This window comes from Gimesia sp., from assembly GCF_040219335.1.
Classification (GTDB): Bacteria; Planctomycetota; Planctomycetia; order Planctomycetales; family Planctomycetaceae; genus Gimesia.
This window is the reverse complement of record NZ_JAVJSQ010000029.1, coordinates 102,023-123,997: the sequence shown is the minus strand read 5'-3', so window position 1 is coordinate 123,997 and position 21,975 is coordinate 102,023. Positions and strand designations below refer to the sequence as shown.

The 21,975-nt window shown below is 54.1% G+C and carries 20 protein-coding genes; 2 read left to right on the top strand and 18 right to left on the bottom strand.

The genetic code is table 11. The annotated features are described in order from the left end of the window. Nucleotides 1–34: 34 nt before the first annotated feature. Together RID21_RS22410 and RID21_RS22405 are read right to left on the bottom strand one after the other, a co-directional pair. Complete coding sequence (locus RID21_RS22410; protein WP_350192768.1) at nt 35–937, bottom strand: hypothetical protein; 903 nt, start codon at nt 935–937, stop codon at nt 35–37. Nucleotides 938–989: 52 nt separating this feature from the next. Then, a complete protein-coding gene (locus RID21_RS22405; protein WP_350192766.1) occupies nt 990–1,859 on the bottom strand; it encodes an amidohydrolase family protein in 870 nt (289 codons plus the stop codon). Between the two features lie 162 nt (nt 1,860–2,021). On the opposite strand from RID21_RS22405, the gene RID21_RS22400 reads away from it, so the two are divergent. Further along, nucleotides 2,022–3,860, top strand: a complete 1,839-nt coding sequence (locus RID21_RS22400) for a MutS-related protein (protein ID WP_350192764.1) — start codon at nt 2,022–2,024, stop codon at nt 3,858–3,860. Between the two features lie 25 nt (nt 3,861–3,885). On the opposite strand, the gene mgtE is transcribed toward RID21_RS22400, so the two are convergent. The 13 genes from mgtE to csrA all read right to left on the bottom strand — a co-directional run bounded on the left by mgtE (nt 3,886) and on the right by csrA (nt 17,576). Then, nucleotides 3,886–5,232, bottom strand: a complete 1,347-nt coding sequence (gene mgtE / locus RID21_RS22395) for a magnesium transporter (RefSeq protein WP_350192762.1) — start codon at nt 5,230–5,232, stop codon at nt 3,886–3,888. 208 nt (nt 5,233–5,440) lie between these two features. Next, nucleotides 5,441–6,046, bottom strand: a complete 606-nt coding sequence (gene rpsI, locus RID21_RS22390; protein ID WP_350193566.1) for a 30S ribosomal protein S9 — start codon at nt 6,044–6,046, stop codon at nt 5,441–5,443. A 72-nt stretch (nt 6,047–6,118) separates the two neighbouring features. Next, nucleotides 6,119–6,586 (bottom strand): 50S ribosomal protein L13, encoded by a 468-nt coding sequence (rplM, locus tag RID21_RS22385; RefSeq protein WP_350193564.1) that lies wholly within the window; start codon nt 6,584–6,586, stop codon nt 6,119–6,121. Between the two features lie 298 nt (nt 6,587–6,884). Further along, nucleotides 6,885–9,146: a flagellar hook-associated protein FlgL gene (gene flgL / locus RID21_RS22380; protein WP_350192760.1), complete on the bottom strand. Its 2,262-nt coding sequence runs from the start codon at nt 9,144–9,146 to the stop codon at nt 6,885–6,887. Nucleotides 9,147–9,214: 68 nt separating this feature from the next. After that, nucleotides 9,215–10,891, bottom strand: a complete 1,677-nt coding sequence (flgK, locus tag RID21_RS22375; RefSeq protein WP_350192758.1) for a flagellar hook-associated protein FlgK — start codon at nt 10,889–10,891, stop codon at nt 9,215–9,217. Between the two features lie 95 nt (nt 10,892–10,986). Continuing rightward, nucleotides 10,987–11,514, bottom strand: a complete 528-nt coding sequence (flgN, locus tag RID21_RS22370; RefSeq protein ID WP_145036904.1) for a flagellar export chaperone FlgN — start codon at nt 11,512–11,514, stop codon at nt 10,987–10,989. Nucleotides 11,515–11,652: 138 nt separating this feature from the next. Then, the gene (locus tag RID21_RS22365; RefSeq protein WP_149341834.1) at nt 11,653–12,027 is read right to left on the bottom strand and encodes a rod-binding protein; all 375 of its coding nucleotides are present in this window, start codon (nt 12,025–12,027) and stop codon (nt 11,653–11,655) included. Between the two features lie 44 nt (nt 12,028–12,071). After that, nucleotides 12,072–13,157, bottom strand: coding sequence for a flagellar basal body P-ring protein FlgI (locus tag RID21_RS22360; protein WP_145439111.1), 1,086 nt, complete (start codon nt 13,155–13,157; stop codon nt 12,072–12,074). Between the two features lie 38 nt (nt 13,158–13,195). Then, entirely contained in the window at nt 13,196–14,113 is a 918-nt protein-coding gene (locus RID21_RS22355; protein WP_145439109.1) for a flagellar basal body L-ring protein FlgH, read from the bottom strand. After that, a complete protein-coding gene (flgA, locus tag RID21_RS22350; RefSeq protein ID WP_350192756.1) occupies nt 14,110–15,249 on the bottom strand; it encodes a flagellar basal body P-ring formation chaperone FlgA in 1,140 nt (379 codons plus the stop codon). The genes RID21_RS22355 and flgA overlap by 4 nt, the downstream gene beginning before the upstream one ends. A 43-nt stretch (nt 15,250–15,292) precedes the next feature. Then, nucleotides 15,293–16,093, bottom strand: a complete 801-nt coding sequence (gene flgG, locus RID21_RS22345) for a flagellar basal-body rod protein FlgG (protein ID WP_350192754.1) — start codon at nt 16,091–16,093, stop codon at nt 15,293–15,295. A 71-nt stretch (nt 16,094–16,164) separates the two neighbouring features. Then, a complete protein-coding gene (locus RID21_RS22340) occupies nt 16,165–16,938 on the bottom strand; it encodes a flagellar hook-basal body protein (protein WP_145036892.1) in 774 nt (257 codons plus the stop codon). A gap of 437 nt (nt 16,939–17,375) precedes the next feature. Continuing rightward, nucleotides 17,376–17,576 carry a carbon storage regulator CsrA gene (csrA, locus tag RID21_RS22335; protein ID WP_145036890.1) on the bottom strand — a complete coding sequence of 67 codons (201 nt, stop codon included), beginning with the start codon at nt 17,574–17,576 and terminating at the stop codon, nt 17,376–17,378. Between the two features lie 411 nt (nt 17,577–17,987). On the opposite strand from csrA, the gene RID21_RS22330 reads away from it, so the two are divergent. Next, the gene (locus RID21_RS22330; RefSeq protein ID WP_350192752.1) at nt 17,988–18,647 is read left to right on the top strand and encodes a hypothetical protein; all 660 of its coding nucleotides are present in this window, start codon (nt 17,988–17,990) and stop codon (nt 18,645–18,647) included. Between the two features lie 117 nt (nt 18,648–18,764). Here the strand turns inward: RID21_RS22330 and RID21_RS22325 are convergent, their stop codons facing one another. The 3 genes from RID21_RS22325 to RID21_RS22315 form a co-directional block, all read right to left on the bottom strand. Beyond that, complete coding sequence (locus RID21_RS22325; RefSeq protein ID WP_149341846.1) at nt 18,765–19,628, bottom strand: HDOD domain-containing protein; 864 nt, start codon at nt 19,626–19,628, stop codon at nt 18,765–18,767. Nucleotides 19,629–19,870: 242 nt separating this feature from the next. Next, nucleotides 19,871–20,755, bottom strand: coding sequence for an RAD55 family ATPase (locus RID21_RS22320; protein WP_350192750.1), 885 nt, complete (start codon nt 20,753–20,755; stop codon nt 19,871–19,873). Between the two features lie 87 nt (nt 20,756–20,842). After that, a complete protein-coding gene (locus tag RID21_RS22315; protein ID WP_350192748.1) occupies nt 20,843–21,958 on the bottom strand; it encodes a D-TA family PLP-dependent enzyme in 1,116 nt (371 codons plus the stop codon). Between the last annotated feature and the right edge of the window lie 17 nt (nt 21,959–21,975).

Sequence of the window (21,975 nt, the reverse complement as noted above, 5' to 3'; positions counted from 1 at the left end):
TCCCCACCGAAGGCACTAACACTCGCACGAAACTTTAATCGAAGTTCATCTGCTTAATGTGTGCCGCCGCGGCGTCTGCCAGGACGTCGCGGAACATGCGGTCGGGATTGTCGAAAAAAGCGATGCTGATTCCGCGATCCACGGAGCGGGTCGCCAGCAGGGTCTGCATCGGCGTGGGAGGCACATAGCGTTCCATGTAAATCAGCCGCATGCCGGGTCCCTCAAGATTCAGCAGGCGTTCGAAATACTGCATCGCCAGATTACCCTCGCGGGCCAGCACAGCCCCCTTCACCGACACCCGGAGTTTCTGCCATTCTTCAGACGTCATCTCTTTTTTCCACGCCATGACCTGCTGATGCATGGCATCAAGCTGACTGGCGGCCGCCTCCGCAATATTCGCCTGAATCATCGGCAGCATACTGCGTGTGAACGTATAAAGCTCTTCAGTACTAAAGCGTTGCTGTTGAATTACCTGTTCCAAGAACTGTTTTGAACCGGCCAGCAACTGTTTCTGCCGCTTCAACTGTTCTCCCTCCAGGCCAATGTGATCCAGTTGCTTCTCGACCCGGTCAATCTGACCATGATACTCGGCCAGTTGCTGCAGGCGTTCCGTATCCAGTTCTCCTGCACCAGCCGGCCCCAGCATGAGGTAGATCGCGACCGGCATATGCGCAAAGACTTTCACCGTGTCGTACCGGGGAAACAGAATTTCCGAAGTCGTTTCCTTCCCGCCACGGATCAACACGAGCTGACCATCTTTCAGCAGAATGATCGGTCCCCCAGACGCAAGATCCAGTTTTCTCGCGGCCGCATGTGCTTTGATGAAGTCCCCATTCAGCTTCAGCAGCGCGTCTCCTGCAGCGGCATCCGGTCCTTCCGAGTAAGCCACCTGTGGCAGCACCATCAAGATCAGAACCGCAAAAAGTAAGTGCCTCATATTCCTGCCTCCCTGAATGAGAATCAGCTGTTAGATTGAAACGACCTCATGCTTAAAGTCGATAGAACGCTTCCGCATTGTCGTGGAACAGCTTTCGCTGAAAAGCCTCGGAGCGATCCTGCACAATCCACTGCAGTGCCTCGTACCATGTTTCAAACGTCGCCGTCAGCGTACAGACGGGCCAGTCCCCTCCGAAGAAGACACGGTCATCGCCAAACGTGTCCAGGCAGAAGTCGATGTTCTGTTTGAGGTCTGCCGGTTTCCATGTTTCGGGAGTCGCGGTCGCCACGATTCCCGAAATCTTACACATCACCTGCTCCCGCTCAGCCAGTTGCCTCAGCCCCGATTCCCATTCCGCACGGGCCTCCTGCTGATCGGGCTGCACACTCATGTTGCCGCAATGATCGACAATGAACCGCGTCTCCGGGCAGGCATCAACCAGTTCCACCGCATCCAGATACTCCGCCGGTCGCATACACAAATCGAAACTCAGATCATGCTGACCAAGCAGCTGGATATTCTGTTTGAATTGAGGCGTCAGGCACATGCCCCGAGGCCGATCCGGATCGTGTAAAATGCTCCGCACGCCCTTCAGGAACGGATTCCCAAGGAACTCTTCCAGATACGATTCAAAACCGGCTTCGCCCGGCTGCCCTCCGATGACGGCTCCTGACATTGGATTATCAGACTGAGCGCACAACTCGAGTACGTAGTGGGCTTCTTTCGGATGCAGATCCGGGTGAACATTTACTTCCATGTAAACTGTTTTGGAGACCGGGCAATTTCGTGTCGCCTCCCGGTAGTCGGACATCCGAAAGCTGCGGCGCAGGACATCCATTCCAGGCAGTTGCAGCCAGGACAACTCGAATAGATCCAGATCCCAGAGATGCTGATGCGTGTCGATAACAGGTACTTGATCCATGCCCGGTTTCTCCTGAAAAATAACTGAGATGCATGGTTGTTTTACCCTGTACGAAGACTCATTGCAAATCAGAATTCACCGTTGTTTACGCTGGCAAAGAACCCGTCAATCCGTTAGAAGTGAGCTTTACCAGAAGAGCGTTCTCAGAAGATTACGAACTCGATGCAAGCCCCCCAGAATCAGCAGAATCCCCGGACCGAATACGAACAACGGCTCGCCAGTCGTGCGGCGGACGTACAGGCATTTGTGAAGGAAAGCGACCGCTATTCGACGTGGCGGGGCTTTGTCTTTCTGGCAGCAGTAGGAATCCTGCTGGCCTCAACGCTGGGCGAAATCCTGAGCGCGCAGTGGCTGTTTGTGCCCGTGGTCGCCTTCATTGTACTGGTGGTTCTGCACGCCCGCTGTATCCGCCGCCTCAAACGGGCCCGGCTCGCGGAAGCCTACTATCGAACCGCCCTGGATCGCCTGGACGACAAGTGGATTGACGTCCGGCCCACGGGAGAGGAATATTACGACCCGCAACACATGTACGCCGGCGACCTGGACCTGTTAGGGCGAGGCTCTCTGTTCCAGCTGATCTGTGCCGCCCGTACGAAGCTGGGAGAAGAGACGCTGGCCCGCTGGCTGCTTGGCCCGGCTGAGACCAGTGTCATCCGCGCGCGTCAGCAATCCGTCGAAGAGCTCCGCAACGAACTCGATTTTCGCGAGACGTTAGAACTGCTCGAAGCGGAAACCCATAGTGAAATCGAACAGACTCACCTGGCCGACTGGGTCGGGCAACCCCTGATCTCCATTCCCGCTCCCCTGCAGTGGGCCTCGATGATCACGGGGATCTTCGCCGCCCTGTCAGTCATCAGTTGGCTGTTCTCCTGGACCGGAATCGCCCCGATCGTGGTCGCCATCATCATTCAGGTCTGCCTGCTCTTCTTTGTGGGTCCGCAGATCCGCGAACTGCTGAGCCAGACCGATGAAGTCCGCGACGGACTGCCGGTGCTCTCCGATGTTCTGTCTTTGATTGAACAGCGCGAATTTAACTCGCCGCACCTCCAGGCAATTATCGCTGCCCTGCAGACCGACGGCGTCCCTCCTTCAAAGAGCATCGCCCAGCTCAGACGATACATTCAAGGCTTGAACAACTGCTTCCGCAATCAGTTCTCCGCCCCGTTGACGATTCTGCTGGGAATCCCGTTTCACTACCTGAGCGCCATCGAACGCTGGCTCAAACGCGTGGGACCACACTGCCCCGAATGGCTGGCCGCGGTCGGCGAATTTGAGGCCCTCTGCTCCCTGGCTGGCCACGCCTATGAACACCCCACAGATCGGTTCCCCGAAATCGTGGAACCGACAGATGGTCCCTGTTTCGAAGGAACCAGCCTGGGACACCCCCTGATTCCCGAACATCAGGTCGTTCGCAACGATGTCACACTGAATTCACAGGACCGCCTGCTGATGATCAGCGGTTCGAACATGTCCGGCAAAAGTACGCTGATGCGAACCGTGGGCACGAACTTTGTGCTCGCCCTGGCTGGAGCGCCGGTGCGGGCCGTCTCACTTCGCGTCTCACCCATGCAGGCGGGAACCGCGATGCGGGTGCAGGACTCGCTGCAGCAGGGGGCTTCCCTGTTTTACCAGTCGGTCGCCCGTCTGTCAGCCGTAGTGCACCTGGCGGACGCTCCCGAACCCGTGCTGTTCCTGCTCGACGAAATCCTGCAGGGAACCAACTCGCATGACCGCCGGATCGGCGCTCAGAGCGTGATTGAAACGCTCATCGAACGGGGCGGAATCGGCATTGTGACAACTCACGACCTGGCCTTAACCGAAATCACGGACCTGTTCGGCGATAAGGCCCGCAACGTGCATTTTGAGGATCAGCTGGTGGACGGCAAAATGACGTTCGACTACCGCATGCGTCCCGGTGTCGTCGAGCACAGCAATGCCCTGGAATTGATGAAGATGATGGGCATTCAGCTGAAAGAAGTCGAAATCGACCCCGAATCCTGAGCTGCAAACCGCAGACCGCAGCCACTCAACTGACGATGTACATCGCGACCTGGAAATAGATAATCAGCCCCAGAATATCCACCAGGGCGGTAATAAACGGATTCGACATCAGCGCCGGATCCATACCCAGTTTGCGAAAGCCCATGGGCAGCATTCCCCCAGCTGAGATTCCCATCAGCACCACCAGGAAGACTGCCAGACCAACGACTGTCGCCTGCATCAGCGCACCGGTAAAAGCCCACGAGATACCGAAGCTGATCAGCGACAGCATGCTTCCCAGTAGCAGGCCCAGCTTAAACTCTTTCATTAACAGCGCATTTAATTCTTCGCGCTGGATATTCGTTTCCAGTGCCATCGCCCGAATGATCAGAGTGGCAGACTGCGATCCCGCATTTCCACCACTGGCCAGGATCAGGGGAATAAACAACACCAGCCATTCGAACTTGTCGGACACCGCCTCGTAATGTTCCAGTACCCTGGCAGCCAGGAACGAGGGGACCAGCAGGAAGATCAGCCAGCCGATCCGCTTGCGAATGACTGTGACCAGAGACGTTGACAGATAACTGTCTTCAAGTGGCTCGACCGCAGCCAGACGGTAGGCATCCTCGGTCGCCTCTTCCTGCATAATATCGATCGCGTCGTCGTGCGTCACAATCCCGACCAGTTGGTTCTGGTTATCGACCACGGGAATCGCCACGAAGTCGAATTTCGCCATCTGTTGTGCCACAAATTCCTGGTCATCATCAACGCGGACCGAAATCACATCCCGGTTGATTAATTCCGAGAGGGGCCGCGTCGGGCGAGCAAAGATCAGCTCTCGCAGCGAGACAATCCCCTGCAGTCTGCGGCCTTCATCGACCACGTAAATGTAGGAGATAATTTCACTGTCGGGTGCCTGCTGCCTCAGTTTCTCCAGGGCCTGTGCCACGGTGATATTCGCAGGTAAATACGCATATTCGGTCGTCATGATCGCGCCGGCACTGTCTTCCGGATAGGAGAGCAGCTTGCGAATATCGCTGCGTTCGGCCTGGGCAATCAGTGGCAGCAGCTCTTCGACGTGTTCCTCGTCCATCCGCGAGAGCAGGTCGACACGGTCGTCCGGCGCCATCTCTTCAATCAGCTTGGACAGTGGTCCCCGATCAATGACCGCCACGATTTCAATCTGCTGAGGCAGAGACAGGAACTGGAAGATCTCAGCCTGCTTCTGAGGATCGCAACAGGAGATGACCCGCCAGACCTCCCGGCTGTCCAGCTCAGCCAGAATTTCGGCAGTCACAGCCGGATAGAGGGCTTCACAGAATTCCCTGATGCCTGCGTTATCATTTTCATCCAGCATCACCCGGAGCTCAGGTAGCAATAACCGCCCATACATGCTGAACGCTCCTTTTGATTGTGATGTTGGTCAGACGCCCGCACCGGCTACGATGATGATCCGCGACAGGATGAGAGCGCCTGCCTGCCTGCCTTCCGGCCGGTCCATTTTCTGTAAAAAAACACCCTAACCGGAGAACGCCAGTCAGGGTGTTGATGACTTCTAACAGGCAAGTAAGTGGAACGTTGCCTGGTTGCTCGCAGGTCGCTTAGCGTTTTGAGAACTGGAAGCTTTTGCGGGCTTTCTTGAATCCGAATTTCTTACGTTCAACCATACGGCTGTCACGAGTCAGGAAGCGTCCTGCACTCAGAGCTTCGTGGAGCTGGTTGTTGTAAGCTTCCAGAGCACGGGCGATACCCAGAACGATCGCACCAGTCTGGCCAGTCGTTCCACCACCGCTGACGCGAACCCAGACATCAACCTTACCGTAGGTGTCGGTCGCTTTGAGGGGGGCTTCCACCATCTGGCGGTCACGTTCGACCTTGAGGTGGTCATTCAAACCAACTCCGTTGATGGTCAGGTTACCGGAACCGGCTTTGATGCGAACGCGGGCCACAGCGGTCTTACGACGACCGGTTCCCATGGCGACACCATGCTTGTCCAGTTTGCCACGGATGACGGGCTCTGGTTTGACGACATCTTCCTCTTCCGTTTCAGTGGCCAGACCTGATCCCAGAGTCAACTCAGGAACACCAGACGAGACTGTCATCGATTCGGCAGTCGCATCCTCTGATGTCGCTGTTTCTGCTTCAACCGGGGTCTGCTGTTCTGTGGTTTCTTCTGTTACTTCTGATTCTGGAGTCTCATTTTCCATAACGGTCAACTACTCTTATCTTGTTTTACTGAAAAGGGATAAAGGGAAGATCGAGTCTTTACTCTCAGTGTCTTACGGGAGCAGGTACTCAGGCCATTCCTGGGGCTGCTGGGCCTGATGATCGTGAGTCGGGCCGGAATACAGCTTCAGCTTTTTCAGCATCTGACGCCCCAGCTTGTTTTTAGGCAGCATGCGACGAACGGCTTCTGACAGAACCTGTGTTGCTTGTCCGCGTTCCAGTTTCTGCTCTGCAGTCACGTTTTTCAGACCGCTGGGATAACCACTGTACTTCGCGTAGCTCTTTTCCTGCATTTTGCGGGAGAAGTAGGGATGCGAATCGTGGGCCAGCTCTTTGCCAGTAAACTTGACCTTATCACAGTTTACGACGACGACATAGTCACCGGTATCAACGTGGGCAGTATAAGTTGGCTTGTGTTTGCCCATCAGTACGGTAGCAATTTTGGTAGCCAGCCGTCCCACAATCATGTTATCTGCATCAACAACGAGCCACTGAGGGTCGACAGTCTTTGCATTCGCCATAAAAGATTTTGTAGTAGACACCGGTTATTCCTCAAACGTAAACGATACTATATTATAGACTTATATCAAAACGCCCAACATCCGGGCGTCTTCAGATTGACTTCAAAAAGTCTGTAGCAGGCCGGTTTACGCCGGTAAAGAGAGCGCATACCAACCTCAAGGGAGCGGGTAACAGTAACCTTTTTGCAGGCGATCTTCAACTTCAGCGAGGAGGAAAATCCGGGCCAGAAGGCAAAAAAGGAGAGAAAACCGGTACGGGCTGGCATCAGGTGGCGAAAATGCGTCCTGTCAGTCCTGATTAAAGGAAGGAGAGCAGCGTCAGCTGCAAGGCCTGCGAGGTTACCTGGAGATTTGCCTGAAAGGCCGTCTGGCGCTGGGTGATCTCAACAATCACTTCCGTCAGGTCGGTATCAAAATCCCGGGAAATGGCTTCCCTGATCTGCACTTCCTGATCCTGCAGTCGACCACTGGCGTCCTCGAGAATACTCAACCGGTTCCCGATCTCCGATCGCACGCCATTCACGCGATTGATTTCGGCATCCAGTTTCACCCCGATCCGCTCAATTCCCTGATTGTCATTGTTCCGCAATGCCGTTTCCAGGCGGGACAGCAGATTTAGCACTCCCGTCGCTTCTTTCGGATTGGGTTCTTTCCCCTGCAACCCCACCAGCGGGTCACTGCCGGATTCGGTACCATCGATCCCCAATGCATAGGCGAGTTCAATCGGCGGAATCTCCAACGGTCCGGTGCCTGAGGCATCATAGATGGTAATGCCGTTCCCCGTGCTATTCAGTGTGGCCTGCAGCTTGATGGGAATAAAGTTTCCCTGCAGAGGCACACTGTTATCGGTCCCGGTCTCACTGACCGCCAGCCCCAGTGCATCGGAAACCGCATTGCTGGCGATACTCAACGGCCCGGTCCCCGAATTATCGGAAATGCGAATCGCATTCGTATTCGGGTCGATACTCGCAACCAGATTTCCTGGATCCACGGCGTTGATCGAGTCCAGCACATCCTGCACGGTCGCATCGCCGGCCAGACTCACATTCGCCACGGAACTGTCTCGCCGGGTAATATCCAGGGTGGTCGCCCCGACTGGAACGCCCTGCCCCAGATTCAGATCCGCCAGCGGCGTGGTACCGTCGAACGTCTCAAAGTCATTGATCTTATCCAGCACGTCCTGCACGGTCGTCGCACCGCTCAGATCAATATTGATGGTACTTCCATCGCGCCGGTTGATCTGCAGCTTATTCGAAGAATTAACATCGACGCCCCGCCCGTAATTCAGTTCCGAAAGGGGCGTACTGGCAGAAAAGGTGGCAATCCCCAGTCCTGCGGCATTGGATCCGCCGTTGTTCTCACCAATTGAGAAGTCCGCACCACTGATGCGACTTGAAATCGCCAGTCCATTCTGGGCCTCATTGATTCCCAGATTAAGATTAGGATCAGCCGTACGAATCAGGTTGAAGACATCTTCAATGGTGGTCGCCGTCGACAGGTCGACAGTGTGGGTCTCGCCTCCATGATTGATGACAAGTCCGGTTCCGACAGTCGAGCCGATTCCGCCCCCCCCATTCAGAGAAGCCAGCGTGGTCTGCAGGGTGATCCCCGGATCGAGGTCGCCTCCGTTGATTTGTGCCACCGCGGTACTGGCAATCCCCAATTGCGTCGCCAGACTCGAACCGGAAACATTGGAAACCGCCACGGTTCCCGCAGAGGGAGTTAACCGCAGTCCGTTCTGACTCGAAGGATCGATGTCGACCGTCAGCGTGACCGGACTACCGGAAAACGCATTCTCCAGCACGGTTTTGAGATCCTGGATGGTCTCTACCCTGGAAAGATCAATCGTCTGAGTTTCGGGAGTCCCGTTATCCAGCGTCACTGAGATCGACCCCAGTTTGGCCCCCCGCCCACTATGCAGGTCGGCGATGCGGGTCTGTAACGTTAAGGCGGGATCGATTTCGCTCCCGATTTCCGGACTACTGGCGGCAAAAGCCGAAATACCATCGAAGTTATTGGAGAGCAGAGTCTGTGTATCGATGTAGGACTGAACCTGGTGACCGTCCCCATGATAGACCACCTGCCCGTCGGCCAGTTCCTGGAAGGGGGCGACGTTGGTCAGGCTCCCGGAAAAAAGATATTGACCGCGAAACGTGGTATTGCCCGCGTTGATGACCTGTGTCCGCAGCGCTGCCACCTGATCGGCAAGTGCCACGCGTTCGGCGTCGGAGACTGTCGATCCGACTCCCGATAGTGCCAGCGTCTTGGCGGTATTGAGCGCATCGCCCACACTGTTCATCGCCGTCTCACTCATGGCGAGCAGACTCTGGTTGGTGCTGATGTTGGTCTGGTACTGTAGCTGACGTTCCAGTGTGGACTGCAGAATGACTGTCCGCAGCGCCGCTGCAGGAGATTCACTGAGCAGGGAAAACTTCTGTCCGGTGGCCACCTGCTGCTGGAGATTCGACAGTTCCCGGGCGTTGCTGTTCAACGATGTCTTCAACCGCTCAGAGAGCATCGTCGAAGGCAGTCGACCTGGTAATAAAGGACCGATATTCATAATTCACGGCATCCGTCATTCATTTCCGAGACGCAATTCTGACAATCCGCCACGGGTATATTGTCTGTTTAAATTTGTAATAGAATGGTAAAGAGTTCATCGATGGTGCTGACCAGTCGGGCGGCAGACTGAAACGCACGCTGGAACTTCATGACGTTGATGGTCTCTTCATCGATACTCACTCCGGAGAACTGTTCGCGCTGATTCTTGAGTGAATCCCGGAATGTCTGAGCGCCTTCCGCCAGCGCACCCTCAGAAGCGGATGACTGGGCGATGCTCGATACCACTTTATCGTAATACTCGTCGAGGGTGATGCCCCCAAGTGACTCGATGGGCTGCTGCGAAAAGGCAGCCAGCGCCACAGCGTTGCTGCCATCTGAAGGGCCGCCCCCCTGCCCCAGTGCCAGAAACTGCTGGTTATCTCGCACGACGGAGTTGATTCCGATATCACTGGAATCGGCCCCCGTGAACAGCGTATTGATGCCGATGGCCGCCAGGGCCCCACTGGTATCATTCGAGAAGCGGAACTCATAATCGGAGTCGGCACTGAGGTTCAGCCGACCATCGGTCGACACACTCGAATTCAGATTCGCCACGCCGTTCAGCGCACTGGCCAGACTGTTTAACGTGGTGTCCGCCCCGATTCCGTCGAGGTCGACATTGATCGTTGTGGTATTGGTAATCCCCGTCGTCTTATTCGTGACTTTAATCTGAAAACTGCCATGATTCGCCTGGAAGGGCAGCCCCGAAAGCGCTGAACTCAGATTGGCGGAAGGATCCAGTGCCGCAGACGCGGAGGTCAATTGCTCAAAGCCTGCGGTCCCTTCTCCGGAAGAATGAATCTTGTTGAACTCAAAGATCAGGTTGGAAGCATAGGTATCCAGCTGGTCCACAAAGCCCCCCAGGATGTCATCGCGACCTTCGATAATTCCTTTGAGCTCTCCCCCGGTTCGTGAAATGTTACTATTGGTCCGGGATAAGAACACTTCCTGAACGACAACCCCTTTATCGGTATCGGTTTGGACCGTCAGCTTTTGAGAGGAGCCGGCCAGAACCAGATAATCGGAACCGGTAAACACATCGATGGCACCATCCGCGCGTTCGCGAAACCGCACCGGGATCAGTTCGGAAAGTCGATTGAGCGCGTTATACCGCTCGGTTCGCAGAGCGCCCGCATCACTCTGCAACAGTCCGGATGCTTCGAGCTTCGAAATCTTCGGGTTCAGGTCCACGATCTTGTCGATCAGCTCGTTGGCCTCTTTCACGAGGTTTTCCACGTTGACCGACTGGGTCTCGCGCAGATCGTTGATCCGCAGTCTCAGCGAACTGATCTCGGACGCAAACTTCTGAGCCTCACTGAGCACAAACTCCCGGTCCGGAATCGAGCCAGGCTGATTCACCGCGTTGTTCAACTTGGCCAGAAAATCATTCAGACCGGTCGACAGGTCTCCGCCTGAGAGCTCGCGCAGCTCGCTCTCCAGCTGTTTGAAAATCGTATCGCGCTCGTTGATGGAAGAGTATTCGGTGTTTGCTGAATGGATGCGGGTTTCCAGAAACAGATCGATCTGCTGCTGAATCCCGGAAATCTCCACTCCCGTCCCGGTGATCAACGCCCCCTGTCGATAGGGATCGGACGGATTAAGAACCAGATTCTCACGGATGTAGCCGGGAGTGCCCGCATTGGCGATATTCTGACCCGCAACCTGGATGCCGGTACTGAATACCTCCATCGATTGCTTGGCCATTGATAATGCTGCATTAAGTCCCATGGCAGTATGTCCGTAATGATATATGCGTTCTTAAACCATCGCCCTGCTCCGCCCGTGACGGGCAGCCGCAATCAGGCCGATGCGTCAAAGATCGCCCCCCCTGAACCATTTTCATTCTGGCCGCCCGAGTACGTCGGCGTCTTTTTCCCTGCGTGCGCAATCAGCTCCAGGATCTGCGAGTAATGCTGAAACGAACGTTGGGCCACAATCCACTGGACCCAGCTTTCATGCCTGAGCTTCTGCGACCGCTGCTGCACGACTTCAATTCGTTCCGCGATCGGTTCGGAGACCTCGATGCCCAGCCCCAGACCAGGCAGCAGTTCCTGCAGGGAACCGGCGGGCAGACCGAGTTGCTCCGCGGTCTGCAACAGTTGCTGTCGTCTCAGCAGAATGAACTGCAGCGTATTGGTGAGCTGCTCTTCGATCACGGCCAGCTGTTCAATCCGTTCCGGATCGACCTGTTTCAGTGCCTGTGACTTCTGCTCATAGAGTTCGAGCAGTTTCTTTTGAATGGGTTCGAGATCATTCAGGATCCCGGTCAGTTTCCCCAATAGCTGTTGATGTTGCGCCGGTACCGGCGCAGTTGGTGCTGCATGCATGGGAGCCCCCTTTCTCCCGGATTACATAATCCGCCCCTCGGACGGTGAAAATCGCCTATCGTTATAATCGGCACAATCGCTCTATCTCTCGCGTCTGTTTTATTCAGAATCCCCTCGTCAGGTATAAAGACTGTTCTTTTATAGTGTTACGCCGGATGCCGCATTGATCGATTTCATCGACTGCGCATTCAACTGGCGTGAAAATGACGAGAACAACGTGTCGGAAAACGCATTTCCTTCCTGTGAAGCCAGGTCTTCAGAAATCTGCTGGTCCAGTTGAGACTGAAACATCTCTTCCGCCTGGCCACCGTGAAAATAAGCCGGCTTTCCCTGGGCAGAACGCAGCGCTTTGAACATCTGCTGATAGAACGTACCCGCGACGAACTTCTGGAACGCTTCCTTCAGCTCCGGAGAACTCTGACCGGGCTGCTGTAATTCCGACGGTGCCTGGCTGACAGGTGTCAGCAGGGTACTCTGTTGAATGTTGTTTTGAATTCCAGACAGGGGGGCCATGGCTGGTGATCCTTGTGAAAATGATTGAGTAAACGACAGGACTCTTAGTGCTCGTCATATTCCGCGTGCAGTTTTCCGGAACGATGCAACTCGCGGATAATGCTGATCACATCTTCGGTAGGCACGCGTAACTGATTCAACGCCTCGACCAGCTCCTGCAGACGTTGCGTATTCTGCTGACCTGGCTGTCCATTAACCGGCACAAAGCCTCCCGGCAGCCCCCCCTCGGCTGGATTACCAATGCCTACGGTCAGATTCTTATGTGAGATCACCACCGGACTGATTTCGACTTCGCCGGTGACGACAACGGTTTGTGATTTAGGATTGACCACCACCCGGGCCTGCTGGTGCGGACGATCAATGCCGACCTCCATCACAGCAGCAATAAACTCGACCGGTGATTCGATATATTGACGGGGAATCCGGATAAACACCCGGCCCGGTCCCTGGGCAATCGCCAGTTGACGGTTCCCTGCTTCAAAACTGAATTCGGCGTTAATGACACGGGCGACTTCACTGGCAGTGTGGAAACCGGCATGACGCTTATCGACAAGCAACGTAATCGAACGGGTCCGACGATCAATAAATGACAGTTCGAAGTCCCGCTCCATCACCAGGCCGTTGATAATCTTCCCGGTTGCCAGAGAAAGTTCATCTTCCAGGATCACAGCTCCGGAACAGAGACCGGCGAACACTTCGTTACCGATTTCCGGTGTCGCCACTGGTGCGACCAGCAGACGACCGCCCCGCAGACTTTTGGCTCCCAGCATGGAACTGACGAAACAGTCCAGCTTCTGCCCTTTGCGAATGCCACTGGCGGGAATCGTGGCTTCGATCATGACCAGTGCCACGTTATTCGCGGCTGCCAGATCCTTGAGATCGACCACCGGATTGTTCAAGTGCTTGAGTGCCGCTGCCAGGCTGCGGATCGTCGGCAGATTCTTAGCACCATCACCCGTCCCGTCGAGCCCAACCACCAGTCCCATGCCTGTGAGCTTAATCTCCCGCATGCCATACACGCTGCAGATATTCTCCACGCGCGTACGTGCCTGCAGTTCCTGTTGCGAACAGGTCAGCATTCCGAGGAACAGCAGACAGACGATAACAGATTGGGAGAACCGGGCAGACATGATGAATTTCCGTATTCGTTTAACAATAAGACTCAAAATTAAAACGGGAAGAACCAGTCGTACAACACCACGCCCCAGGGACGCTTCGTACTCTGGTAAACTTTCCCGCGCTGGTGTTTGACGATATCCAGGTTGGCAATGTTTTCACTCAATGCCGTATTGTCGCGATTGACATCTTTACTGCGAATCTCTCCCGTCAGCCGGTATTCCCAGACATCCCGATTACTGCGAATGCTTTTGCGGGCTTCCAGAATCAGATTACCATTCGGGCGAATATCAACCACGGTCGCGGCGATGCGGTACTGAATCCCTTCGCGGTCCGCCACCTGACCAGTACTCTGCAGGCGTCCCTGCAACTGCGTGTCAATCTTGGGACTGTTCAAGGCAGCGGGTGCCAGGTTTCCGGCGTTATCAATCCGCATGAACTCTTTGAGTTCTGCTTTCAGTGTTTCGGTACGGTTCCGGTTAAAACGGGAATCGATGGTCACGCTTGATTTTTCATCTACCATAATCGTGATGATGTCGTGCACCTTAACAACAATCGGCTCAGGCGCAGGTACGTAGATCAGCGAATAATCACGCAACAATGGTGGCTTGGGCGAAGGTGTATACAGGTCTCCTTGCCCGAATGTATTCGCCAGGGACTCGGTCACTTCCATCGCCTCGGATGAGTATTCAAACTGATTCATACGGGCAGCCAGACGTTCCGGCGGCGTGACGGGTTTGTCTGCCTTCTGTCGTAAAGCTTCGATGTTACTCAGTTCGGAAGTACCCTGGGTGGATCGTATTGCAGTGCTCTGATTGGCCTGCGCGGTGTTCTGCACAGCTGGACCCTGTGCCCGCACGACGCTCGAACAAAACAATACGATACATCCCAGGGAAATCGCCTCCCGTAATACTGCCAGCTTTTTTCTTCGCTGGCAGGTTCGCACACTGTTTCCTCTGAGTGACTTCATTTAGACCTCCCCCCTCTTTGAATTTCGTATACGGTCTGCACCTGACCGCCTCGCGAGGGACCAGCTGACTCGGTCGTACCGGAGATGAACTGGATTCCCGTCGACTGTGGCATCTGGCTGGACGGACGGTAGTTCACTTCGGTCTGGTTGTAACCGGTCACCGTCGCCGTCAAACGATCGCGGCCTTCCAGAGCGATCAGTGTGATCTGATCTCCCATGGAACCATCACCGCGTGCCCGCATTTCGCGGCGGACAGAAATGCCGCCTCGTCGGGCATACACGGTTACGATCGCACCATCACGTACCAGGGGTACTTCGATCAGGTCTTCGGTTCGCATCGGCTGCGTCTGATAGACAGTGCGGGTCAGTTCGCGGCCAATTACCTGCCGCGGATCGCTGATCCCTTTCTGATCTTTTTCGGGTCGCATCCAGACCAGGTCGTCGGCGCGAACCACCGTACCCCGATTTAATGTATATTTGGCTGCCAGAATTTCCGGCACTCGTTGGACCTGACAAATAACACGCACCTGCCGGACCATTCCCTGAGCATCTTTCAACTGCAGCAGAACAGGTTGCTCGGTCTGACGATTCAAGTCCAGTTGTGAAAAGTAAAAGCCATCGGCCCGGGTTTCACGTACCACAGGCACGTCTGCCGGCTGCAATCGAACCGAGACCCTGAAATGGCTGGCCTGGGGCGCAGTCCGGCTGATCCAGTTCTGGAGCGCCTGCTGGACTTTTTCTTCAGTCTGCTGCAACTCCTGCTGTGTCGCGACCTTCTTAACCTGGGGCTCTTCCCGCGGGCTTTCAGAACTGACACGAATCTGGCTGCGTCCTGTTAACTCAAGCTGACTCAAGTCGACGCCCAGTGCCTGCAGGCGACTGCGGATTTGTGAAATCGTGATGACCTGGGTGCGCCCCTGCGCCGGTGCAGGCTGCAGAATCATCGCCTGCATACGGGCGGCCTCTGCTTCATCTGCGTTCAGCACGTCAGCCACATCGCCCAGACGTACCACGGACGAATTCACGACCGCGGTCGACTTCAGCCGCAGAATCTCAGCCCGCACGTCACACGTGTGGCTCAGACAGCAGGCTGTCAGCAACAGACTTAAAACGGACTTGGCCCAGATACGATTCATTACAGTTTTCAAATTTCTATGGTTAGTCGGTCAGAGAGTCAGCTTAGAAACGACGCAGATTCGTGACGGTCTGCAGTGTCTGATCAGCTGCCTGTACCACCTGACTGTTCAACTCAAAGTTGCGCTGTGTTTTAATCAGTTCGACCAGTTCCCGTACGGGTTCCACATTCGACTGTTCCAGAAACCCTTGACGCAACTGGCCACGTCCTTCTGTCCCCGGGTTACCGATCTGTGCGTTACCAGAGCCTGTTGTTTCGGTATACAGGTTGTCTCCCTGACGCAGCAGACCCTGGTTATTGATGAAGCGGGCAATCTGAATGTTGCCGGCGATCTGAATCTGTGTGGATCCCTGCTGCTGGTAACTCACGACACCGTCTCCGGATATCGTCACATTGATCGCATCCTGGGGAATCGAAATGTTGGGCTGCAGGAGATAACCCTTGTCCGCTGAGGCCATGACCAGGTTACCGTTTGCATTGAGTGTAAAATTGCCTGCCCGCGTGTAGAGATCCTGGGTGCCGTCGTTCACCTGGAAGAAGCCGTCTCCGACGATGGCCAGGTCATAAGTTCCATTCGAAGGTACGATTGATCCCTGACTGAAATCACCTTCGGTGCTCTGAACGCGAACACCAATACCAAGGTCGGTGCCAGTGGGAGTGATGTTTCCCTGGTTGTCCTGCACACCGGGCAGCTTGAAATGCTCGTAGAAGATGTCTTCAAAATTCGCGCGGTTCTGCTTGTAAGCAGTGGTACCCGCGTTGGCCAGATTGTTGGCAATGGTATCGAGATTGAAGCTGTTCGCTGCCATTCCCGTCGCACTGGAATACAGGGCTCTGACTGCCATCGGTTGTCTCCTTACTTCCTCAAGTTCTGTAACGGATTACAGAGCTAAAACTGTCTTTGATTGTTTGATTTCTATCTGCGGGGCATACTTTGTATCAGACGGCCCAGTGAGTCATCCTGCAGTTTAATCATGTTGATATTAGACTCGAACATCCGGGTAGAGGTCACCAGTTCCATCATCTCCTCAATGGAGTTGGTGCCGGACGCTTCCAGAAAACCCTGTTCGATCGTGACCGGCCCTTTGGCCTCGGAAACACGGCCTTCAGTGGTGTAGAGGCTATTCCCCATTTTGACGAGTTCGTTGAGCGACGATGGCATCACGATCGCAATCTGTCCCCGGGTTCCCAGCGCCTGGCCTTGAGCGTCAAAGGGAGTCACCAGACCATCGGGAGAAATTTCCATGCGAACGGCATCGACGGGCAGTGTAATTTCCTGACCGTTGGTATTCAGCAGAGGCAACCCCTGATCGGCAGTCACAACGCGGCGCTTACTGTCCAGAGAAAGGGACCCGTTGCGAGTCAGATAGGAGTTTTGAGAATTGCCAACCTGAAAGAAACCCTGCCCTTTTAAGGCCAGGTCAAAATCGCTTTCGGTCGAGATCATGGCCCCGTTTTCGAAATTGGTCGTCATCCCTTCCAGAGTGATACCACCGCTGTGGTTTTGCAGATCTCCGGGAAGAGGCGCCAGGGGAGCCTGTTTCTCGTCGGCAGGCGGGTTCATGCGAAAAATGGGTATATCACGCTTGAATGAAGTCGTGTTCGCATTCGCCATATTGTTAGCCAGCACATCCATTCGCACTGAATTTGCATCAGCGCCTTGTGCTGAGAGGTACATGCCATAAATCATTTAGATACCTGTTATGAACCGCCACCATCTGAATCAAACAGATAATGGCGATGTCAACGAGTTTCGATAGACACTTCCCCCCGTCTATCTATCGGAACTCGCTAACAGGTATCTTTAATATAATCGGAAAAAAGAGTTTATTTTTCCTATTTTCACATCTGCAAGCAATTGCTGCTTAGAGATGTGTGGGCATGTCGTATTAAATGTCTGGCTATCAGAGCCGGATCAGTAATGATGATCAGTTGGTTGCTGACAAACCAAGGCAAATAGAGAACATGGAAAACAACTGCAATAAGCTGTTCCCACGAGAGAAAAATAATAGCATCGGTCCGTCGCAAACTGACCTGGAAGGTCCCAAATTCACTGCCAGATCAATTAACAACCACTGTGGCTATTCAGCAACCAGTGTCTGATCAATCAGCGATCAGTGCGATCAATCAAAAACCACAGCTCTGCAGGGGCTCACATTCGACTTCAAACTGGGTGACCAGCTTGCGAATTTCAGCGCGATTCACCTGAACGTCGTCAGGTGCTTCCACCCCCAGACGTACTCGATTCCCCTTTACTGACAGCACTTTGATCGAGATATTGTCATTAATCAAAATCTCTTCATCCTTGCGTCTCGTGAGCACTAACATCAGTGGACTCCTTTCTTGAGTTCATTCCTTTGATAAATCTAACCAAGCCCTACTCAGTAGAGTGAAAGAGTTACATCCATCTCTGGGGATTATACGCAGCAAACAGGGTTCCAGTTTGCGGAATAATCCAAATTTTTAAAAAATTTATCATAACCCTTAAAGTTTACTGTGTGATGCGTCGCCACGTCACACACGCCCTATTCTATCCTGTTTAACACGAACTGAGATTCACGCAAAATGCTTCACTAATTTGGCACAAAAGTGAAGCATTTTGCAGCAGTGTGGTAAACTTGCAGTAGATCGAAACACAAACCTGACTGCGAGCCATTCAGGCCAATGGTCGATATATGCTGGTAACGCAATCCGAAGCTCAATCCTACTATTAAGTCACCTGTCCAGGGGGAAAGTCCCATGCCACTCGTTCCAAGGTCTTACCTGACCGCACTTATTTTAGCAGGCCTGTGCATTCCACCCACACTCCAGGCTGCAGACCCCCCAAAGGGCACGGCACTGCCCGAAGTGATTCCTGACGACGCCATGCCTCCCCAAAAACTTCCTGAGCTCTCAGAAGTCATGAGCATAGCCCGGGAGTATTTCACAAATCGCAAAGGCTATGAATCCGGTGATCTGCTGACCAGCAATGACGTCAAACCTCTGTTTCGGGAACTGCAGCAGGCTGGCTGGAAGGTCAGAGCAGAAAAAGCGATTCTGAGTCGGATGCATACCAACGGCGATTTTCTTGCTTCACAGCTGAGTACTCCCAAAGGCGTCAAATTCATGCGTAAAATCGCGAAGATGCCGGGCGGCTACGATCGCCTCGATCATCTGCTCAAGATGCCGTATGGTAAACGACGAATCAAAGAGTTCATCGACTCCCCCGGCGGTTACACGATGATTGAATACATGACCACCACCAAAGGGGGTAAGAACCTGGGAAAATACCTATCCCAGACCAAAACCGGCAAAGGCTTCAACCAGCCGACAGACATGATCTATACGCAGACAGAGTTGCTGCAGGTGATCCAGGAAACATACCAGGCAGAGAACAATCCCAAAGGCAGACGTAAATAGTCTTCTATCAATCCTGATATGATCAGCGATATAAAAAGCCCCGCACGCTTTCCAGCGTGCGGGGCTTTATTATTTCAATATCGATTCAGAACTGAAGGCACACTGTATACAATGCGTTCAGCCTTCGAGATTCACACCGAAGAACTCGGCACTTTCAGCAATATCTGCCCGGCATTCTTCGATCATCTGTTCGATTTGTGGTTCTTCGAAGTCAAAGAAAGAGATCAGCAGATCTTCCGCTTCGGCGAACTCCTCTGAATTCCGGTTCCATAAGGAGCCAGCCAAGAGACTACCCGTCCGGAGCGCCATTCCCAATGGACAACCGTGCTGACCAGTATCATGGTGATGTTCAATCGCCACCACCATTTCATGTGGGAGATCCCAGAAATCCATCAGGCGTGCGCCCAGCAGAGCATGGTCAAATCCGAAGAACTGACGTTCGCCTTTGACCAGCGCTTCGCCGTGCGGATAGCTTTCATAGATCAGGCTGTACTGTTCCCGCTCAACCTGGGAAAACACGAGAATCCCCACATCCGCCAGCAGGCCGGCTGTGTAGGTTTCATCTTTCTTAAGACATTTATGATGGTCTGCCAGATGAGACGAAATCGAGGCAATCGTCAATGCACGCTGCCAGTAATCGGCGAAGATTCGCCCCTTACTCCGTTTGGTCAGTGATTCCACCATGGAAAAGCTGACTGTCAGCATCCGAATGGCATCTTTGCCCAGATAGGATACAGCATGTTTGATGCTCGTAATCCGGCGTGATACACCGTACTTGGCTGAATTGACTACCTGCAGAATTTTGGCAGCCAGCCCCGGATCGTGTTCGATACAGTTTACAATATCATCGATCCGGCTCTCAGGATCGCGGGTCAGTTGCAGCACCTGCTGTGCGACCTTGGGTGCGGAATGTAATCGATCCAGACGTTGAACAAAGGCGTCTGCAAGATCGCCCGGGTCTAAACAATTATCAACTAACATGACCGTCCTTCTCTCTGTTCTCAGGCTCTCTATATATGTTCTGCCCCTTGAGGGGAACCTCGTCGAAAATCTATCTTTGAGAGCAGCAGGGAACGGCAGAAACTGGAGCATACGAACCGATTTTTGGATTCTCGGCCGGGACTCTTCCAGTCGTAACGGTCAGCACTTTTATAATGCGAATGGCCAGAACCTGCAGTCCAGAGAAATCCCTCCTCAAGATCCGAATTTCTGGCCGCCTGGCTTCAGCACAGCAGCTCCAGGCCTGTTTCCCTGATTTCATAAGGGATCAGGGATTCATCGACGGCACTGCCACGATGTTTCGCGATGTGTAATGCCCGGCTCATCCGGTTGCCTTCCCGGATCTTACCCATCAGGATGATCGTATTGGCATTGGACAGGACGTCACCACTTTCGATGGGACGCTGAATCAGATCGTCCAGCATTACCTCATGCGTGGTTAACAGCAACAGACAGCCGATCTGCTGGCAATCGTAACGATGTGCTTCAATCTGCTCCTGCTGACTGCGAAACTGTGCCCGAAACAGATCGCGAGCCACCCAGTCGTATTCTTTGCGCAGGATCTGATGGTAGACGTATTCGAAGGCATGGAACTGAAAGGAATCACTGGGACGTTCGGTCGGTTCGATCCCGTCAATCACTGTACGCCGGACACCATGCACAAAATTGGCATAGAAATACGCGATTGCTGCATCCAGCTTTTTGACAAATTCCAGCTTCCATTCCTTCCACTCGTCCAGTTCCATATCCCGGCGGGTCACCCGGCGGCCACTCTGGCGGAAGAGATGCTGATAATCCTTGCGTGCCTGTTCCCGCTCCCAGATCTGTTCCAGGTCAAAAACCTCATCGACGAGTTGTTCCCGCAGTTTCCATTGAAACAGACGCTCTGCATAATCCTCATGACTCTGTGAATCGCCGCGGGTCGCCATATCGAACAGAATCCCGGTCTCCCCTTCCTGGGCGAGTCCTGCCTGGGCATACTGCAGTCCCAGTTGCGTTTTTCCAATGCCGGTCGCCCCCAGAACCACTGTCAGCTTTCCAGGCAGTAATCCCCCCGACAGCATTTCATCCAGTTCCGGAATTCCCGTTTGTTGGCGCAGTTCAGACATGATTCGACTCGTTGACAGTCAGAGGCAGTTCGGGATCGCCTCCAGGGGTTTAGATTCGTTTGCATGGAAGTATGAGCTCAGTGCAACTCAGACGGTGATGAAGCGATCCCGGGCAGCCACATTCCACTGACCGATCACTTTACCGCCGCTGACAACCGTTACCGATTTGTGCAGAGCCGAGGTCGGACAGACATGGCGGGGAATGGCCAGCAGCTCGTCGCCCGGCTGAAACTCCCCTGCCCGCTCACTCAACACAACCAGGTGCTCTTCATTCTGCAGTACCGGTTTGGCATCGGGCAGATCGGGGAACCGACAGCGGCCTTCCATCGCAGGGTCCGAAGCAATCGCTTTATAACCCAGGTCAAACGTAACCCGGTCGGGACCAGGCCGACTGATCACACGTGTCAGAACCATCGCCGCCGGTTTGAATTTCAGATCGGGAAAGAGTTCGCCGTACCCGACGTCGTGAAAGACACAGGTTCCGGGACAGACTTCAATCGCGGGATCATCAATACTGGCGAAGATCGGAAAAGAACCGGTCGCGCCCGCGACAATCCGGGGGACCTTCAATCCCTCAAGCAGGAGTTGATCACGCAGCCTGGAAACATGATGCCAGACCTCCTTGACGGCGACTTCTCGCTCATGGAAATCCACCTGATGATTCTGACCGTCATAAACGTGCAGACCTGCGGGAATCAGACCGGGGGTATTCGCAATCAGCTGGTAAAGTTCTACCGCTGCGTCTCCGGGTACAATCCCGGTCCGGTTCTGCCCGGTATTCAGATCGAGCAGAACTTCGATTTCGAGACCTGCTTCGGTCATCGCGGTTCCCAGCTGTTCGATGGGGGTAGGATGATCGGCGGTTACCTGTAACGACACATCGGGCCAGCGTGTGCGGAACTCAATGGCCCGCGCGATATTGGGGCCTACCAGATTGTAAGCCAGGCAGATATCTTTAACGCCAGTCTCGGCCAGCATCTCCGCTTCAGCAAAGGTCGCCGCCTTGTGCTTCTTGATGCCCAGCGAGAGTTCCAACTCAATGACTTCCCGCATCTTATGGGTCTTGCAATGCGGCCGCAGCCGGTCGGGGTTCCCCACCAGTGCAATCATCTGCTTTAAATTCTCTTCCACGAGATCTTTGAAAATGATCATCCCGGGAGAGATAATCTGACTGGTATCCTCTATCTGATAGCATGCATCCATGAGCAAACCTGATTCAC

Bases quoted from the DNA above. Each gene is read 5' to 3' on its own strand.
- RID21_RS22400 (WP_350192764.1), top strand. From the start codon at position 2,022: ATGCAAGCCCCCCAGAATCAGCAGAATCCCCGGACCGAATACGAACAA.
- rpsI (WP_350193566.1), bottom strand. From the start codon at position 6,046: ATGGAAAATGAGACTCCAGAATCAGAAGTAACAGAAGAAACCACAGAA.
- mgtE (WP_350192762.1), bottom strand. From the start codon at position 5,232: ATGTATGGGCGGTTATTGCTACCTGAGCTCCGGGTGATGCTGGATGAA.
- RID21_RS22320 (WP_350192750.1), bottom strand. From the start codon at position 20,755: ATGTCTGAACTGCGCCAACAAACGGGAATTCCGGAACTGGATGAAATG.
- rplM (WP_350193564.1), bottom strand. From the start codon at position 6,586: ATGGCGAATGCAAAGACTGTCGACCCTCAGTGGCTCGTTGTTGATGCA.
- RID21_RS22405 (WP_350192766.1), bottom strand. From the start codon at position 1,859: ATGGATCAAGTACCTGTTATCGACACGCATCAGCATCTCTGGGATCTG.
- flgK (WP_350192758.1), bottom strand. From the start codon at position 10,891: ATGGCCAAGCAATCGATGGAGGTATTCAGTACCGGCATCCAGGTTGCG.
- RID21_RS22325 (WP_149341846.1), bottom strand. From the start codon at position 19,628: ATGTTAGTTGATAATTGTTTAGACCCGGGCGATCTTGCAGACGCCTTT.
- RID21_RS22365 (WP_149341834.1), bottom strand. From the start codon at position 12,027: ATGGCCCCCCTGTCTGGAATTCAAAACAACATTCAACAGAGTACCCTG.
- flgN (WP_145036904.1), bottom strand. From the start codon at position 11,514: ATGCATGCAGCACCAACTGCGCCGGTACCGGCGCAACATCAACAGCTA.
- flgL (WP_350192760.1), bottom strand. From the start codon at position 9,146: ATGAATATCGGTCCTTTATTACCAGGTCGACTGCCTTCGACGATGCTC.
- flgG (WP_350192754.1), bottom strand. From the start codon at position 16,093: ATGGCAGTCAGAGCCCTGTATTCCAGTGCGACGGGAATGGCAGCGAAC.
- RID21_RS22410 (WP_350192768.1), bottom strand. From the start codon at position 937: ATGAGGCACTTACTTTTTGCGGTTCTGATCTTGATGGTGCTGCCACAG.
- RID21_RS22360 (WP_145439111.1), bottom strand. From the start codon at position 13,157: ATGTCTGCCCGGTTCTCCCAATCTGTTATCGTCTGTCTGCTGTTCCTC.
- RID21_RS22315 (WP_350192748.1), bottom strand. From the start codon at position 21,958: ATGGATGCATGCTATCAGATAGAGGATACCAGTCAGATTATCTCTCCC.
- RID21_RS22355 (WP_145439109.1), bottom strand. From the start codon at position 14,113: ATGAAGTCACTCAGAGGAAACAGTGTGCGAACCTGCCAGCGAAGAAAA.
- csrA (WP_145036890.1), bottom strand. From the start codon at position 17,576: ATGTTAGTGCTCACGAGACGCAAGGATGAAGAGATTTTGATTAATGAC.
- RID21_RS22330 (WP_350192752.1), top strand. From the start codon at position 17,988: ATGCCACTCGTTCCAAGGTCTTACCTGACCGCACTTATTTTAGCAGGC.
- RID21_RS22340 (WP_145036892.1), bottom strand. From the start codon at position 16,938: ATGATTTATGGCATGTACCTCTCAGCACAAGGCGCTGATGCAAATTCA.
- flgA (WP_350192756.1), bottom strand. From the start codon at position 15,249: ATGAATCGTATCTGGGCCAAGTCCGTTTTAAGTCTGTTGCTGACAGCC.